Annotated in this window: 19 protein-coding genes; 6 read left to right on the forward strand and 13 right to left on the reverse strand. The window is 64.9% G+C overall.

Translation table 11 applies throughout. The features are described from left to right. Positions 1 to 244 (reverse strand): arginine deiminase family protein (locus QOC76_RS28020; RefSeq protein ID WP_526362670.1); only part of this gene is annotated, 244 nt, incomplete at its 3' end. Positions 245 to 308: 64 nt separating this feature from the next. Here QOC76_RS28020 and soxR point away from each other — a divergent pair. Together soxR and QOC76_RS28030 are read left to right on the forward strand one after the other, a co-directional pair. Beyond that, positions 309 to 740, forward strand: a complete 432-nt coding sequence (soxR, locus tag QOC76_RS28025) for a redox-sensitive transcriptional activator SoxR (RefSeq protein WP_526362672.1) — start codon at positions 309 to 311, stop codon at positions 738 to 740. Between the two features lie 33 nt (positions 741 to 773). Continuing rightward, positions 774 to 1,370, forward strand: a complete 597-nt coding sequence (locus QOC76_RS28030) for an alpha-ketoglutarate-dependent dioxygenase AlkB (RefSeq protein ID WP_526362674.1) — start codon at positions 774 to 776, stop codon at positions 1,368 to 1,370. A gap of 3 nt (positions 1,371 to 1,373) precedes the next feature. Here the strand turns inward: QOC76_RS28030 and QOC76_RS28035 are convergent, their stop codons facing one another. Both QOC76_RS28035 and QOC76_RS28040 read right to left on the reverse strand, forming a co-directional pair. Then, the gene (locus QOC76_RS28035) at positions 1,374 to 2,042 is read right to left on the reverse strand and encodes a DUF5642 family protein (RefSeq protein WP_526362676.1); all 669 of its coding nucleotides are present in this window, start codon (positions 2,040 to 2,042) and stop codon (positions 1,374 to 1,376) included. Between the two features lie 28 nt (positions 2,043 to 2,070). Further along, a complete protein-coding gene (locus QOC76_RS28040) occupies positions 2,071 to 2,745 on the reverse strand; it encodes a DUF5642 family protein (RefSeq protein WP_526362678.1) in 675 nt (224 codons plus the stop codon). Positions 2,746 to 2,851: 106 nt separating this feature from the next. Between QOC76_RS28040 and QOC76_RS28045 the strand changes: the two genes are divergently transcribed. Further along, positions 2,852 to 3,184: a hypothetical protein gene (locus tag QOC76_RS28045; RefSeq protein WP_526362680.1), complete on the forward strand. Its 333-nt coding sequence runs from the start codon at positions 2,852 to 2,854 to the stop codon at positions 3,182 to 3,184. Between the two features lie 10 nt (positions 3,185 to 3,194). On the opposite strand, the gene QOC76_RS28050 is transcribed toward QOC76_RS28045, so the two are convergent. Further along, a complete protein-coding gene (locus tag QOC76_RS28050; protein WP_526362682.1) occupies positions 3,195 to 3,425 on the reverse strand; it encodes a hypothetical protein in 231 nt (76 codons plus the stop codon). A 153-nt stretch (positions 3,426 to 3,578) separates the two neighbouring features. Here QOC76_RS28050 and lpqN point away from each other — a divergent pair, with 153 nt between their 5' ends. Genes lpqN through QOC76_RS28065 form a run of 3 tightly spaced genes read left to right on the forward strand, consistent with a single transcriptional unit; the run spans position 3,579 to position 5,563 of the window. Next, entirely contained in the window at positions 3,579 to 4,265 is a 687-nt protein-coding gene (gene lpqN, locus QOC76_RS28055; RefSeq protein WP_526362684.1) for an envelope biogenesis lipoprotein LpqN, read from the forward strand. Then, complete coding sequence (locus QOC76_RS28060) at positions 4,262 to 4,648, forward strand: hypothetical protein (RefSeq protein ID WP_526362690.1); 387 nt, start codon at positions 4,262 to 4,264, stop codon at positions 4,646 to 4,648. The genes lpqN and QOC76_RS28060 overlap by 4 nt, the downstream gene beginning before the upstream one ends. 9 nt (positions 4,649 to 4,657) lie before the next feature. After that, positions 4,658 to 5,563 carry a hypothetical protein gene (locus QOC76_RS28065; RefSeq protein ID WP_526362693.1) on the forward strand — a complete coding sequence of 302 codons (906 nt, stop codon included), beginning with the start codon at positions 4,658 to 4,660 and terminating at the stop codon, positions 5,561 to 5,563. On the opposite strand, the gene QOC76_RS28070 is transcribed toward QOC76_RS28065, so the two are convergent. The 9 genes from QOC76_RS28070 to QOC76_RS28110 all read right to left on the reverse strand — a co-directional run bounded on the left by QOC76_RS28070 (position 5,564) and on the right by QOC76_RS28110 (position 16,233). Further along, on the reverse strand, positions 5,564 to 6,382 hold the full coding sequence (locus tag QOC76_RS28070; RefSeq protein ID WP_526362695.1) for a shikimate 5-dehydrogenase: 819 nt from the start codon (positions 6,380 to 6,382) through the stop codon (positions 5,564 to 5,566). After that, positions 6,382 to 7,380 (reverse strand): acetyltransferase Pat, encoded by a 999-nt coding sequence (gene pat, locus QOC76_RS28075; RefSeq protein ID WP_526362697.1) that lies wholly within the window; start codon positions 7,378 to 7,380, stop codon positions 6,382 to 6,384. Before pat ends, QOC76_RS28070 begins: the two co-directional genes overlap by 1 nt. A gap of 97 nt (positions 7,381 to 7,477) precedes the next feature. Continuing rightward, positions 7,478 to 8,953 carry an adenylate/guanylate cyclase domain-containing protein gene (locus tag QOC76_RS28080; protein ID WP_526362699.1) on the reverse strand — a complete coding sequence of 492 codons (1,476 nt, stop codon included), beginning with the start codon at positions 8,951 to 8,953 and terminating at the stop codon, positions 7,478 to 7,480. 27 nt (positions 8,954 to 8,980) lie between these two features. Then, on the reverse strand, positions 8,981 to 10,246 hold the full coding sequence (locus QOC76_RS28085) for a cytochrome P450 (RefSeq protein WP_526362701.1): 1,266 nt from the start codon (positions 10,244 to 10,246) through the stop codon (positions 8,981 to 8,983). After that, a complete protein-coding gene (locus tag QOC76_RS28090; protein WP_526362703.1) occupies positions 10,243 to 11,472 on the reverse strand; it encodes a cytochrome P450 in 1,230 nt (409 codons plus the stop codon). Before QOC76_RS28090 ends, QOC76_RS28085 begins: the two co-directional genes overlap by 4 nt. Positions 11,473 to 11,484: 12 nt before the next feature. Next, positions 11,485 to 12,969, reverse strand: coding sequence for an aldehyde dehydrogenase family protein (locus QOC76_RS28095; protein WP_526362705.1), 1,485 nt, complete (start codon positions 12,967 to 12,969; stop codon positions 11,485 to 11,487). Continuing rightward, the gene (locus QOC76_RS28100; RefSeq protein ID WP_526362707.1) at positions 12,962 to 13,978 is read right to left on the reverse strand and encodes an SDR family oxidoreductase; all 1,017 of its coding nucleotides are present in this window, start codon (positions 13,976 to 13,978) and stop codon (positions 12,962 to 12,964) included. Before QOC76_RS28100 ends, QOC76_RS28095 begins: the two co-directional genes overlap by 8 nt. Next, positions 13,971 to 15,113 (reverse strand): spirocyclase AveC family protein, encoded by a 1,143-nt coding sequence (locus QOC76_RS28105; RefSeq protein ID WP_526362709.1) that lies wholly within the window; start codon positions 15,111 to 15,113, stop codon positions 13,971 to 13,973. The genes QOC76_RS28100 and QOC76_RS28105 overlap by 8 nt, the downstream gene beginning before the upstream one ends. Position 15,114: 1 nt before the next feature. Further along, complete coding sequence (locus QOC76_RS28110) at positions 15,115 to 16,233, reverse strand: ABC transporter substrate-binding protein (protein ID WP_526362711.1); 1,119 nt, start codon at positions 16,231 to 16,233, stop codon at positions 15,115 to 15,117. Positions 16,234 to 16,250: the final 17 nt, after the last annotated feature.

Here is a 16,250-nt window from a genome sequence, read left to right on the forward strand (position 1 = left end):
CACCGCTGGCCAACGCCTCCGTCAGCAGATCCGACAGCAGCAGCACCTCGACGCCGCGCGACCGCAGAAGGTCGGCGAAGGCGTCGTGCTCCTGTTGGGCGCGGGCCACCCATGGCAACCCGTCGAACAACAGCCTGTCGTTGTTGCGCGGCGTCAGCCGCTGCAATTCGGCGCCGGGGCGGTGCAGGATGACCACCCGCAACGTCCCGACCTCGGAGTTCACCCCCAGCGCATTCCCAGACACGTATGCACCGTATCGCCTTTAGGCACCTGAACTGTTGTTCAGCCACCTCAACTATTGTTCAGGTATGGACCTCCACGAACTGACGCCTGGCGAGATGGCCGATCGCAGTGGCGTGGCCGTCTCGGCGCTGCACTTCTACGAACGCCATGGCCTGATCGCCAGCCGCCGAACGTCGGGCAACCAGCGGCGGTATGCACGCGAGACGCTGCGGCGCGTCGCGTTCATCCGCATGTCCCAACGGCTCGGCATTCCGCTCGCCCGCATTCGGGAGGCGCTGGCGACGCTGCCGATCGACCGCGTCCCGACCAGCAAGGACTGGGCACGGCTGTCCGCAGGCTGGCGCCAGGACCTCGACGACCGCATAGTGCACCTGCAACGGCTGCGCGACAACCTCACCGGCTGCATCGGCTGCGGGTGCCTCAGCCTGAAGACATGCGCACTGACTAACCCCGGCGACGTCCTTGCCGACAGAGGACCCGGCGCGGTGCGGCTCTGAGGAATCGAACGGGTGTGCGATAAACTGGCGCGTATGGAGGTGGCTCTACAAAGCTCTCTCTTCGACCCCGCCGAACGGCAGCACCTCGGCAGCGGCGCGTGGGTCGAGGTGCGCTCGGGCTGGCTGACCGACGCGGACTCGCTGTTCGACGAGCTCGTGGAGGCCATCCCGTGGCGTGCCGAGCGCAGACAGATGTATGACCGTGTGCTCGATGTGCCCCGCCTGGTGAGCTTTCACAATCTGATCGACGAACCGGCGCCGCACCCGATGCTCAAGCAGATGCGCAGGCGACTCAACGACACCTACGGCGGCGAACTCGGCGAACCCTTCACCACGGCAGGCCTGTGCCTCTACCGCAACGGCGACGACAGCGTGGCCTGGCACGGCGACACCGTCGGCCGCAGCAGCACCGAGGACACCATGGTGGCGATCGTATGTCTGGGCGCCACAAGGGTTTTCGCGCTACGGCCGCGCGGTGGCGGCAAGTCGCTGCGGCTGCAGCACCACCACGGCGATCTCCTGGTGATGGGCGGTTCGTGCCAGCGAACGTGGGAGCACGCCATACCGAAGACGGTGAAGCCGGTCGGCCAGCGGATCAGTATCCAGTTCCGGACGCACGACGTCCGTTGAGCCTCAGGCTTTCACCGCGGACACTCCCGCGCTGAGCAACTCGCCGGCTTTCTTGATGTCGACGGGCGCCACGGGCTTGTCGGGGATCACGAGCGGGTTGGCGGTGACGATGACGACGAAAGTGCCGAATTTCGCGACGTAGTTGTACAACTCGCCGGTGCGGGCCTTGCCGTCGACCGTGGTCTGAACGACCCGATGCGCGCCCTGTGTCTGCACCCCGTCGATCTTGGGTGCATCGACCACCTCGACGACTCCGCGCAACGCCGGACCGCTGTATCCAACCTTCTGGCAGTTCGACGTCGGCTCGTTAGCAGGCACAGCCTCCGACGTCTCCACCGCGATCACGATGAACCGGTTACCGTTGCCCTCCGCAGTGATCGCCGACATATTGCCCTTCACCCCGCTGGGCAGAAGCTGTTGATTGGCGAACTGTGCGCAGTCGGCGGGCTCGAATTTCATTCCCGCAGGCAGTTTTTGGGGCTCGACAAGCTTTGGGTCGATGCCCGTCGGGGCGATGTCACTGACCTTGAACGGCGCGGGAAAGTCCGACCGGAGGTTCCTGATGTTGGCGATGTCGGCGTGCGACAGGTCAGGCTCCGCAGATTCGGCAGAGCCGCATGCGGCAAGAGCACCGGCGCACGCGACGGCGAACACCGCCCTCAGGTTCAACATCGCCGCCAATGTACCCGCGGACGCGGCTTCAGCCGCGTAACGCCGACACCGTTTCGACCAATAGATCGGCGGCGAATTCTTGGCCGAGTGCAGGGTTCGGCGATCCCGGATCCGTGACCACGGTGACGAACGCCAGGTAGTCACCGAGATAGGCGCTGAAGGTGTAGGCGGCCGAGGTCGTCTCCGTGCCGCCCTCGACGACCGTCTTGGCGATGGTGTTCATGCCGACGGTGGTGGCGCCCTCGATGGCCGGGGCCTCGACGAGGTCGACGGTGCCGGTGGTGTTTCCCGACGTCACCGTCCACCGCCCGCATTCGGCCAGGACCGACGCGTCGAAAGTGACGGGCGCCGTCGACGAGCCTGTCACCGCGGCGTGCACGATTCCGCCGGGACCAGACCCCGACCAGCCTTGGGTGGTCGCGTCATCGGTGACCGGCCCGGCGAGCACTCCGCACTGCTGCGGTTCGGTGACCCAACCGGGGCCGAAACCCCACAAAGCGGCGGGCGAAGCGGGCCCGTTGGCATCTGCGACCTCATATCCGGGGGGCAGCCCGCCGCGTGTCCGGCTGACCCTGGCGGGGTTGACCTGGAGGTTTGCTGAAGAAGGCGCAGTCGTCGACGTCTGCGTCGACGTGCCGGGCGGACCGCACGCCGCGAGCACGCACGCCACCGCGAGGGCCTCGACGAGCGCGATCCGGCGCACCGCCCGTTGATACCACAGGTAAGGCTTTGAACCGGCTGGCAACACTTTGCGTGTCTATAGCGATACAACAGTGGGTCGGGCCTAAGAGAAGTGTGGAGAAACTGTCATGCGCCCAGCATTGGCTATGGCAGGGGGAATCGTTGCGGCGGGCGTGGGGCTCGCGCCGGGGATTACGGCGGCGGCCGAACCGATTGCACCCGGCGGTGCTTACGCGACGATCGGGCAGCTGGAGGCTTCCGGCTACGACGTCAACATCGACCGGGTGGGCAGTGCCCCACTCGACCAGTGCATCGTCACCAGCGTTCGCAATCCGCAGGACATCACCCGGACCATCCGGGTGGACAACGGCCGCAAAGGCGACAAGCGGGACTTCGATCTGGTGACCATCGTGGTCCGCCGGACGATCACCGTCTCGCTGAACTGCGACGCGCGCACCTAGGCGGGCCGACTCAGGCAGCCGGTGTTTTCGACTCCTCGTTGTTCGCCTCGGTGCTCGTCGTCGTGTTGGGTTTCTGGCCGGTCAAGGCTTTGACGATCTGCCTCAGCGGACCGTTGCCGCTGGGCGGGGTCGCCGCCGGCCGCTTCGACGGGTCGAAATTCAGCGAGTCACGAACGATCTGCAGCGGACGAGGCCTCGTGACCACGGGAGTGGTGTCCGTCTGCTGCGTCACTCTAGTCATCGACCAATGGCCGCAGCCCCCACAACGGGCAAACCGAGTTGACGTGCTGTTCCGCCCGCAGAATGACGGGCTATCCGCCGTGGCGGTTTTCCATCCACAAATCGTTTGCCGACCGTAGGCTCATGGCGCAGATTCCACGACACGGGAGACTCCATGACAAAACTTAGGGCCGGCGGCATCGCCATCATGGCCGTCGCAGTCGGCCTGGCCCTGGCGGGTTGCGGTTCCAACGACAAGAAGGGCGAGGCGACCACGTCAAGCTCGACCAGCTCGTCCAGCAAGGCCGCTCCGTCGCAGGAGGCTGTCAAGCCCAACGCCACGATTCCCGACTACATCAAACAGAACGGCATCACCGAATCACCGGTGAAACGTGGCGATCCAGGGTCTCCCGAAATCAACCTTCCCGTCCCACCCGGATGGGAGGACATGGCGGCCGAAACCCCTCCGTGGGCATGGAGCGGAATGAAGTTCACCGGTGACCCGGCGATGGCCGCCAGCCCGCCGACCATCCTTGCGCTGCTCTCGAAGCTGCAGGGCAACGTCGACCCGGCCAAGATCCTCGAATTCGCACCCGGCGAGATGAAGAACCTACCGGGCTATGAGGGCGACGGCGCCGGCTCGGCCAGCACACTCGGCGGCTTCGACGCCTGGCAGGTGGGCGGCATGTACACGAAGGACGGCGTCAAGCATGCTGTCGCGCAGAAGACGGTGGTGATCCCTGGCGCCGACGGCCTGTTCGTCCTGCAACTCAACGCCGACGGCACCGAGGATCAGATGGGCGCTCTCATGGAAGCCACCAACGTGATCGACGAGCAAACCACCATCACTCCGGCGCCGTGACCGCGGTCCAGCCTCCAGCTCAACACGAGCCGCCGCCGCCCCAGCGCGGTCTTACCCGAGATGAGCGCGGCCGCGACATCAGTGAGGCACAAGCGGAAGCCGAGGCCGAAACCTCCGCGGTGAACCGGTATCTCAAGCCCGCCAGCCCACGCTTCCTGTGGTCGATGGCCGAGGGCTACCCGGTGGTGCTCAAGCAGTTCATCCAGTTCTGCTTGATCCTCATCTATCCCGGGTGGGTGTTCTTCGTCATCGTCGCCGCCGCGCTGCATGCGCTGTTCTACGTGACGGTCTACCCCGTGCTGTGGCTGCTCTTGTGGCCCGTGCGGGCCCACCAGAAGAAGCACCACCCCGAGGAGTACGCCGTGTCCCAGCGGAAGAAGTAGCGGGCTTCGGTGGGACTCTTCAACCGCTCGGCAGGCGTCCGGGTGACCGTGACGCCTGCCGTTGTGCGGCCACGTCAGCCGGTGACCGTCACCGTCTCCACCGACAAGCCGGTCGACAAGGTGACAGCGGCGCGGCTCGAGTGGGGCTACGACAACTTCTACCGGTACCACTGGGCCGGCCGGACGGATTCCGCCGCCGCAGCGGCCAACGATTCGCTCTGGCCCGCGGGCCAGGTCGGCACCAACTACGGTGGCGAACGCGACAACGACGACTGGGTGTGTGTAACTCGGGTCGACATACCTCTCGCCGCAGATGAATTGGCCGACGCATCTGCTACCTTCACCGTCCCGTCCTGGGCACCTGCCTCCTCACCGGAGATCGCCCGCTGGTCGTGTCGGCTCGTCATCGAACGCGACGGCCGCGACGTCGACGAGCGCGGCGAGTTCCAGGTCGTCATCGGCACCGGTGACGTCGACGCGATCGAGGAACCGATGGAGCGCTACATGGGTGACGGCGCAACCCAACTCGACATCGTGATGCCGTCGCCCGTATGGCGGGCGGGCGAGCCCATCACCGGCCACCTCGTCGTTCGCGCGCAACAGGACCTGCCGAACGCCGACATCGCCGTCTATTGGCAGCGCCACCGCGAGCACCATCCGATCGAGCGCTACCCGGCCCAAGGCGGTGCTCTCGACGGCCCTCCCCTGCACCTGGGCAAGAAGATCCCGATGCAAGGCGGCTACGAGTTCGGCCTGCCGTTCTCCTTGCCGTTGCCAGCCGACGCCGCCCCGACGACCACGGCGGTGCATTCGTCGCTTTCCTGGTTCGTCGGCGCGCGTGTCTTCTACTCCGGCTTCACCAGTCACCAGGTCGAGCGCGTACGCCGTCCGATCGTCGTCGTCAACGCGCCGTAGTCAGGCTCGCGAGACCGCCGACGCGTCGGCCACCTGCTCGGCCGTCGGTCGCACACCCGTGTAACGCTCGAACTGCTCGGCGGCCTGCAGCGCGATCACTTCGGCGCCCGTGATCACGTTCACTCCCGCGGCACGGGCGGCAACGATCAGCGGGGTCTCCGACGGCACGGCCACCACGTCGAATACCGTGTCCGCCTTGGCGATTGTCGACGTGTCGAAGGGGCTCAGCCGCTCCTCCGGTCCACCCGCCATGCCGACCGGGGTCACATTCACGATGACATCGGCGGTTCGCGAACCCACCTCGGCCGCATACTCGTAGCCGAGCTGGCGCGCCAGGCCGGCACCGGCCTCGGTGTTGCGGGCGACGACCAAACCCTTCTGAAAGCCGCTGTCCCGGAAAGCAGCACCGACCGCGCCGGCCATTCCACCGCTGCCGTGAATCAGCACCGACTGTGACCGCTGCAGTCCGTGCTCCTCGATGAGCCGCTGCACCGCGATGTAGTCCGTATTCGATGCGGTGAGGTGTCTGCCGTCGTTGACGATTGTGTTGACGGCGTTGATCGCCTGGGCCGACTGCTCCACCCGGTCGACAAGCGGGATGACGTCCTGCTTGAACGGCATGGACACCGAGCAGCCGCGGATGCCGAGCGCCCGTACGCCACCGATCGCCCCGACGATGTCAGTCGTGGTGAACGCCTTGTAGACGAAGTCCAGCCCCAGCAGGTCGTAGAGATAGTTGTGGAACCTGGTGCCGATATTGCTCGGCCTGCCCGCAAGCGAGATGCACAGCCGGGTGTCCTTGCTCAGTGGTGGCCGCATCAGCCGACCGCCCCCAGGACTTGCCTTGCGACACTGTGAATTTCGCGATAGAGCTCCTTCGAGATGCCCAGATCGCGCAGCGTCGGCACATCGATGACCGTCGTCACCACCCCCAAATCCTCACGCTGCCAGTGTGCGCCGAACCGGTCAAGTACCTTGCGCATGGCAAGGTTGTCGGACAGCACCCGCGCCGAGAAGCGGCGCACCCCGTCGCTACGCGCGGCAACCGCCAAGGCGGCCATCAGAAATGAGCCGACGCCACGGCCCTGGTACTCGTCGCCGACGATGAAGGCCACCTCCGCAAGCGTCCGATCGGCTTCGTCGCGCACGAACCGGGCGTCGGCCACCACCGGCCCTTCCTCGCCTTCCGTCATCACCCATACGAAGTGGTCCTTGTAGTCGACCTCGAACAGGTAGGTCATCAAGGATTGGCTCGGCGTACGAGGCGTCTGGAATCTGCGGTACAACGTTTCGCTGGAGAACTCGATGGTGCCTTCCGAGCTGCGTTCGCTATCACCCGGCAGGACGGGCCGCAGGTAAAGCCAAGAGTCGTCTCGCATTTGAATCGGAATCGGCGTGATGAAGGCAGCCAGTCGCTGGCGCGCCGTACGCACCAGCTTGTCCATCATGCCCGGCACGTCGAGCATGGCGGCGAAGGCGCCGTGCCCACCGACCCAACCCGTCAGCGGCTCGGTCGCGACCACAGTCGCGGTCCGTGGCGCCTCTCGCAGCAGCGCGATCTCGCCGACGATCAGCGGCGGCGACAGCTCCACGGCGATGGGCACGCCGTCGCTGCCGGTGTGCGTGATCTCCGCCTTCCCGGCGCCGATCAACAGGAAGGATTCCGCGCGTTCGCCCTGACGCATCAAGACCCGGCCCGCCGGCGCATTCAGCGGACGTAGCTGCGCCGCCAGTGGCACCAGAACATCAGGACGACAGCCCTTGAAGATCTCCAGGGCAGCGAGTTCGTCGGCGCTAACGGCCGTCAATCCGGCCACGTCCCGAGGCTACCGCCCCGAACAGCCGAGACTGCGGGGAGATCGCATTCTCCCGACGAAACGCGATTCCCCCGCAGGCTCGACGACTGCTCGATGGCTAGCGGTGTGCGTCCGGCGCGGAGATCTCCGTGGCCTCGGATCGGCCCCGCAACACCTCGCTGCCCTTGGCGGCCCAATGCTCGCGTTCGGCCGTGTCGGCGCGCTCGATGGCAGCCGCCGAGCACAGAATCCGTCGATCCGACGTCTTCGCGAGGTCGGCGAGGCGCGCCGCCTCGTTCACCGGGTCGCCGATCACGGTGTACTCGTAGCGGTTTTCCGCACCGATGTTGCCCGCAAACACAGGACCCGCCGACACACCGATCCCAAAGTCCACCAGCGGCAGCTCGCGCAGTTGCTCCCCGAGCGCACGCGCCGTCGCCAGCGCCGAGGACGCCGCGCCGTTGCTGCGCCAGGGCACCCCGAACACGGCGAGTGCGGCGTCGCCCTGAAACTTGTTGATCATCCCGTCACGGGCGTCGACGGCGTTGACGACGATATGGAAGAACTCGTTGAGCACCTCGGCTACCCGCTGCGGCGGATGACTCGCGGCCAGCGCCGTCGAGCCGGTCAGGTCGATGAAGAGGATCGCCGCCTCCTGGACGTCACCCGACATCGCGGCGCCCTCTTCGATGGCGCGAAGCGCGACGTTGGTGCCGACGTGACGGCCGAACAGGTCGCGTACCCGCTCCCGCTCGGCCAGCCCGGCGACCATCTGGTTGAAACCGCTCTGCAGTCGGCCGATTTCGGATCGTTCGAAGACATCCACTGACGTGTCGAAACGTCCTCGCTCGACTTCGGCCATGGCGTCGACGACTTCGCCTATCGGATCGGAGATCGATCTCGACGTGAGGATCATCGTCGGGAGCCCGAGAATGACCGCCGCCGATGCCACCACCAGGGCTGCGATCTCGACCGATGCCGTCTTCGGGATGAGCCAGCCGTTCGAACGCACCACGACCAGCGCCACGATGACGAGGCATGGCAATGCACTGCACAGCAACCACATCAGAATCAGGCGTGCGAAGACGCCGGGTGCCGCGACGAGGCGCTCAGACGCGTGGGTCGCGGCGGCAAGGAGCGGGCGAATGAGCTTCATCGTCAATAGAAGGCCGATGCCCGTCGCGGCGGATCCGCCCAGCACGACACCGAAAGCGGTTGCGACGACAATGCCGGTCCCGCCACCGACATTGAGCAGCACGGAGATTGCGCCGCTTACCACCCACGTACCCGCAAGGAGCACGCACTGGCGAGCGAGCATCCGCGTCAACCCTTTTCGCTGACGATCATCCGGTTCGAGGCCGGGATTGAACCACCTCAGCGTCGGCGAGATGTTCAGGACGCCACCCACCGTGACCACGATCGTTCCGACGGCGACCAGAATCGCCGACGTGACGATGTTCTGCGTGGTGAAGTAGTGCTGCGCTCCGGTGAGAGCCTCGCCACCGAGTGGGATCAGGATGGCGACGGCCGCGGTGATCGACAATAGGTACGCACCCGCGAGCCGGCTCGCATAGTCGGCGGCCAACCTGCTCATGTGAACAAGGTAGCGGTGCCTACCCATTCAGGGCATCGGCTTGAACTCCAGGTGCAGCTCAGCCAGCCCGCGCATGATGAATGTCGGCTCATAGCTGTACCGACGGCTGCCCTCTGGACCATGGTGCTCCTCCGAGATCCGCAGGTCCGTCATCCGATCCAGGATCCGGTTCAACGAGATCTTGCCCTCGGTCCTGGCCAGCGGCGCTCCTGGACAGGAGTGCACGCCTCGGACGAACGCGATCTGCTCGCGGACGTTGCGGCGGTCAGGACGGAACGTGTCGGGATCGGAGAACTTGCGCGCGTCTCGGTTACACGCGCCGGGCAGCAACATGACCGTGCTGCCTGCGGGCACCTCGACGTCGCCGACGGTCGTCGAGGTGCGTGCCATCCGGAAGTGAGATTTGACCGGACTCTCCATCCGCAGAGTCTCTTCGAGGAATGCCGGAATGCGGCCTCGATCGTCACGCAGAAATGTTTCGTACTCCGGATTCTCGGCGATGATGCGCACCGCTGAGCTGACGAGCTTCGTCGTCGTCTCGGTTCCCGCGGCGAACAGGAACGTTGACAGGTTCATCACGTCGTCAACCTCCGGCGTCGACCCGTCCTCGTACTTCGCCTGCGCCAGCTCCGTCAGAACGTCTTCACGCGGTGCGCGTCGCCGGTCCTCGATATAGCTGTGGAACCTCTCGTTCAGCCACTGCAGCGGATTGTGCGTCGTGGGCGCCTCCTCTCCCAGTTGACCGACCAGCTCACCCGCGAAGACTGCACGGAACTCGTCATGATCCTCGGCGGGGACCCCGAGCAGATCGGCGATGACCAGCAGGGAGAACGGCTTTGCATAGTCCTCGAGGAATTCGCATGCGCCGCGGTCGACGAACTTGTCGAGCTGTTCGTCCGCCAGACGCCACATGAAGTCCTCATTCTCCTTGAGCCGCTTGGGAGTGATGAGTTTGTTCAGCAGTCCGCGCGTTCTTGTGTGCAGCGGCGGGTCTTGCGTGGTGATGTGCTCGCTCATCGGGACCGCGAGGCGATGTTCCTCGATCAACTCCGAGACGTCGTCACCGCCCGGCCCGAACGGCAGCCCCGAGAACGGGCCTGCCACCGAAATGCACGAGGAGAACGCGGCGTCCTTGTACACCGCGAGTGCCTCGTCGTATCCGGTGATGGCCAGCACGTTGAACGGCGTCGCCTGTGTCACAGGGCATTTCGATCGCAGGTGGTCGAAGTACGGATACGGGTCGGGAACGAGTGACTCGTCGGTGAAGAAGTCGACTGTTTCGAAGTCGGTCAAGACACACTCCTGGTCGGCGGGTCGAAGAGGATCGGTAATGACGTCGGCGAACGGAACACCATGCCACGAATGTGTGGGTCGTTGCCGTCGGGATCCAGCCGCAGATTGGGCAACCGGTCGAGCAGAAGGTTTACCGCAGTGCGCATTTCGAGCCGAGCCAGATGCATGCCGAGACAGACGTGAACGCCGTGGCCCCAGCTGATCGGCACCTTGGCCTGACGAAAGATGTCGAAGCGGTCTGGCTCGGGATACCGGTCCTCCTGCCGGTTGGCGGCACCAAGCATCGGCATCACCGACGAGCCCTGCGGAATCGGCACCCCGGACAACTCGGTGTCACGGGTCGCGACCCTGGTGATGTTCAACAACGGCGCGTCCCACCGCACCGCCTCCTCGATCGCCTGCGGTATGAGAGACCGGTCGGCTCGGATCGCATCGAGTTGATCTTGGTTGGTGAGAAGCCCGAACAACAGGTTGCCCAGCGACCGGTACGTCGTCTCCACCCCGGCAGGGAGCAGCAGCCGGATGAACGAGTAGATGTCCTCGTCGTCCAGCTTGTGCCCATCGATCTCGGCCGCTGCGAGGCTGCTGATCAGGTCCTCACGTGGCTCGGCCCGACGGGCCTGAAGGATCGGCTTGAAGTAGTCCACCAACGCCTGCGACGCCGCCTTGCCGCGTTCCGGGTTGACGGTGAAGCTGAGCATCGAGATAGACCAGCGCTGGAACTGCGGAAAGTCCTCCTCCGGCAGGCCCAGCAGCGCGGCGATGATGCGGGTTGGGTACGGAAAGGTGAATGTCTTGACCAAGTCGGTCTTGCCCTCTGAGGCGAACTGATCGATCAGTTCGTTGCCGATGCGCCCGACGATCTCGTCCTCCCAGCGCGCGAGCGCCTTCTGGGTGAACGCCTTCGTCACCAGCGACCGCAGCCGGCCGTGCACGGGCTCGTCCATGCCCAGCATCACCCCGTGGCCGAGTACGTCGCCGAAGATCTGGATCACGACGTTGGACGAGTAGGTCTCGTTGTCGCGCAACATCTGCTGGATGTCCTCGTGCCGATACACGATGAAGACGGGCTTGCCCTCTTCGCCTGGCATCGCGGACATGTCGATCCGCTGGATCGGCGTCTCCTGGCGCTGTTTGGCCAACTCCGGGTAGGGATCACGCACATTGCCCGAGACGACGTCGTCGAACGCCCCGAAATCTTCGAGGTCGTCGAACAGATCTGACATTGTTGGCTCCTATCAAGTGGCCGGGTAGGCCACGGATTTCACTTCGGTGTACTGGCTGAACCCCACGAGGCCGTTCTGGCGGCCGACGCCACTGTCCTTGTAGCCGCCGAACGGCGTGTCCGCGCCGTAGCCGGCCGTGCCGTTGAGCCCGATGAATCCCGCGCGCAGCCGTCGCGCTACGGCAAGCGAACGCTCCAGCGAGCTCGACATCACATTGCCTGCGAGGCCGTACACGCTGTCGTTGGCGATCCGGATGGCGTCTTCTTCGTCTTCGTAGGGAATGACGACCAGGACGGGTCCGAAGATCTCTTCCTGGGCGATCGTCATCGAGTTGTCGACATCGGTGAAAAGCGTTGGGTTGACCCAGAATCCCTGGTCGAACTGCTTGGCCGCCTCCGTGCTTCCTACCAGCATCGTTGCGCCCTCGTCGACACCCTTTTTGATGTAGCCGAGGATGCGGGACTGCTGCTTGGCGGAAATAACGGGACCGCAGATGGTGCCGGGATCCTGTGGATCACCGGCAGGAATGTTCTCATAGATGCCCTTCAGGATGGCAACGCCCTCGTCGTATCGGGAGCGCGGCAAGAGCATTCGGGTGGGTGCGGCGCACCCCTGCCCGGCATGCATCAGCGGGCCGATGCCGATGAGACAGGCGGTGTTGAAGTCGGCATCCTCCAACACGATCGTCGCGGACTTGCCGCCGAGTTCGAGGAACAGCCGCTTCATCGTCGCGGCGCCCTTTTCCATGATCCGCTTGCCCACGACGGTCGAGCCGGTGAACGAGATCATGTCGACCTTCGGTGACAGCGTGAGCTCTTCGCCGACGAAGTGGTCCGATGCGGTTACAACGCTGACGACACCTGCTGGGATGTCGGTCTTCTCGGCGATGAGCCGTCCGAGTCGCGTCGCGTTATACGGGGTATTCGGCGCCGGCTTGAGCACCACGGTGTTGCCAGTGGCCAGCGCCTGCCCCAGCTTGTTGATGGTGACTTCGAACGGAAAGTTCCACGGCACGATCGCGCCGACCACCCCAACCGGCTCATGCCACACCTTGCGCCTGGTGTTGACACCGGTCACCGATACGACTTTGTCGCCCAGGTCGGTTTCCCACTCGAACGAGTCGATCAGTCGCGCAGGGTATTTGAGGCCGTCTTCGAGGGGAGCATCCAGGTGCGGGCCGTGTGTCACGGCTCTGGGAGCCCCGACCTCGAGGATGAGTTCCTCGCGGACTTCCTCCAGTTCGTTTTCGATCGCCTCGTGCAGTTGCTCGAGGCACCGCTTGCGCAGTTCATGGTTCGTCGACCAGTCGGTCTCGTCGAACGACCTGCGGGCGGCGTCGATGGCCCGGTGCATATCGGCCTTCGACGCATCGGCGACCTCGCCGAGAACGTCTTCGTTCGCCGGGTTGATGTTGGTGAACGTCCCCGCTTCACCGTCGACGAGCTTGCCGTCGATCATCATCCTCGACTCGAAGTTGACCTTCTGAGTGTCAGGCATTGTTCTCATTCCCCTGTGGTGGCGCTTGCTTGGCCGGTGAAAACCGCACTGCCAACGACGCCAGGCGCTGCAAGACCGGTTGCGGAAGCACCTTGGCGGCGAACACCATCGCCCGCTGCGCAGTCGTCAACGGGTAGGCCCCGCCCCTCATCGCGCCCTGACTGGGAATGCCCAGCACGATCCGGGACATGTGATGCATCCCCGCAGAGGGCAGCACTCTGTTGGACACCAACAACATCGACGCGTCCGGTCCAACGCCGTGACGGCGGAAGGCTCCGCGGTCTGCCAGCGCATTCACCAGACCGTCGGCGAACCGTTGCGGCGGCCGGGCGAATTTGATCGCGTACCGGCCGCGGCTGTTCATCGTCTGGTGCAGCCGCGCGTACGGCCCTGCGAAATCCCGGTCGTCGGTGGTGCCCGCATCGGTGATGATGTCGGTGTCATAGGTGCCGGTGACCAGAACCGTCACCCCCAGCCCGAACGGGGCGATCTCACCCGCCAGGGATTCGCCCCAGCGTTCCATGGCGCCCTTGCTCGCCGAGTAGGGACCGGTGCCCGGCTGCCCGCGCACTCCGGCCGAGCTGCACACCAGCACGATCCGACCCTCGCCCGCCTCCCGCATGGCGGGCAACAACGCCTTGGTCAGCGCCACCGGACCCATCACGTGGGTAGCGAACATGTTCTGCCACAACTGCATATCGGTTTCCTCCACCATTCCCGCGGCGGAGATTCCGGCGTTGTGCACGAGCGCGTACGGCGCGCCGACGCGCTCCTCGATTACCTTTGCGGCGGCCGAGATCGACGCTGCGTCCATCAGATCGAGCTGGACGCCGATCAGCCGGTCGTCGTCGTCACTCGCTCCGGTCGCCTCGCGCAGCAACGGCATGGCGCGGTCGGGTGTGCGCACGGCGGCGACCACGCGCCAGCCCTCGCGATAGAGCCGCACCGCCGATGCGAACCCGAGCCCACGGGCCGCGCCGGTGATGACGACCGTCCTGCGGTCACCCATTCGCGTTCGCAGGCGCGCAGGCTCCCTGACCTGGCGGCGGCGCCTGGACGTTGGGGCGACCGTCCGGCAGACCTTGCTGCCAGGTGGACCACTTGCCGACCGAGTACGGTCCCTCGGCACCGGCCTTCTCGTAGTAGCCCTGCGGGTCGTAGATCTTGGCCTCGGGGAACGGCCACGGGCAGGCGACCGATGTGGCCAACCCGCTGGCCTTGATAGCCCAGAACCAGCCGCCGTAGGCGAAGTACGACACGTTGATGATCGCGAACATCACCAGGAACGTGCCGAGCACCGGCTTGGTGGGGAACAGCTTGGCCTTCGCGGCGAGCTTCTCCGCCACCGACTTCCCCGTGTCGTCGCGGTAGACGAGGATGGCCGCCGGGATCATCACGAAGGTCACCGACAGCGATTCCCAGATCAGCGGGAACTGGAAGGTGCTGCCTGGGAACAACGTTCCGAAAGGTATCGCCTGCGAGTAGATGTAGAGCCCCGTGCGCACCAAGCTGATCTCCAGAATGGCGTCGAAGATGAAGCCGATCACCAGCACCAGGGCACCCAAGCTGATGAGCGGGTGCCGGGAGACGAACGCTTCCGGGCCGCGCTTCGCCTGTATCTTGCGAAGAATCCAGATCGCCGGGAAGTACGGACCGAAGTAGAACGTCACATATCCGAACACGATCCACGGTTCAACGGTCGGCGACATCATGATCAGGGGCCAGGATTCCGGCCAGTGCAACAACGCCGGGTTGTACACCGCGTATGGCGACCAGTTCATGATCGGGTCCTGCCACACGATCAACGTCGTGACCAGGACCATCATCAGCACCGGGCTGCCGGGGTTCTTCCGCCAGCCACGGATGAAGACGATGGTCAGCACTACGACCATGATCAAGGCGCCGACCTGCGGGATGACCTGCCAGTGATCGAATCCGGTCAGGAACCCGACCGGGCGGGGGCGCCCCTCGACGTTCGGGTTGGCCACGCGGGGGTCGACGTCCGTCCGCGCGACGGCGGCGAACAACCCGAGGAAGCCGAGCCACGCGATCAGTGAAATCCATCGCCCCCAGTTCGGGCCGGTGCGCGCCGAGCCCCGTGAACCAAGTTGTGTATCGGGTGGTGTCGATTCCTGTGTCGTCATGTCAGGCTTCCTCTCCGAAGCGATCGATGAGATGGGAGTTGATACCGTCTGGATCGAGCGTCCGGGCTACCAGATAGCCGGAGCCCATCCAGGCACGTCTCGTCCATTTACCAAGCGACACACGGGTTCCCGGCGCACCGGACGCGGCGGGCATCATCTTGACGCGCTCTAGCGCTTCCTTGACCCCGCGTGGGCTCAACGGATGGGCATCGGTGAACGCACGCACCATCGTGGCGGCGACGTCGTGGTTGACCACCGACACGCAATACTCGGGACGACTGCCGTCGTATTTCTTTGCGTATCGGTCGAGCCACGCCTGGCCGATTGGGTTGTTCTCGTCGTACTGGTCGACGCCGATCCACCCGAGGAACGCGTTCCACATGATCGGGTTCACCCACGCGTTCTGGAAGGCCGTGGTGGTGAATCGCGGTGGGTCCCAACCGACGGCCTCGAGGGCCGGGTTGATGAAGACGATCCCGAACCCGAACCCAAGGTGCACGATTGCCTGTGCTTTGGCCTCGTACAACGTGCTTACGGCCTGGTTGATGTCCTGCGCCGTTTGCGCGATCGGCGCCTCCGCGACGATGCGGACGCCTTTGCGAGCACATGCGCTTCGTAGGTTTTGGAGGTAGCTCTCGCCGATCAGGTTCTGTTCGACCAGCACTCCGATCTCGGTCAGTCCACGCTTGACCACCAGATCGGTCAGGAAAATCGGTTCGTCGGTCATCGACCCCTGGGGGAAAGCGAACGTCCATTCGCCAAGCCAGTCGTCGGTACCGGTGACGCTGATCGCAGGCACTTTGAACCGCTCTTCGATGGCTTCGCGCACTGCAACGCAGTTGTCGGTGATGTTCGGACCGAACACCACCAGACAGCCTTCGTCGACCAGATCTCCGTATGCGTCGATCACGGCCTTGACCGACCCTTTGGGCAGGCCTTCCACTTCGCGGTAGATCATCTGAACAGGTCGGTCCATCAGGCCCTGTTCGATCGCTTCTTCGAATACCAGGTCGAAGCTCTGCGTGAACGAGGCCAACAACTCCTCTGGGAAACCAGGAGGCAGGGTGAAGTCCATCAGGTAACCGACCTTGATCGGTTCGGCTGTGCTCTCGTAGGACATCCGACCTCCGCGATCAA

Origin of the sequence: Mycobacterium sp. (assembly GCF_032159565.1) — a bacterium.
GTDB lineage: Bacteria > Actinomycetota > Actinomycetes > Mycobacteriales > Mycobacteriaceae > Mycobacterium.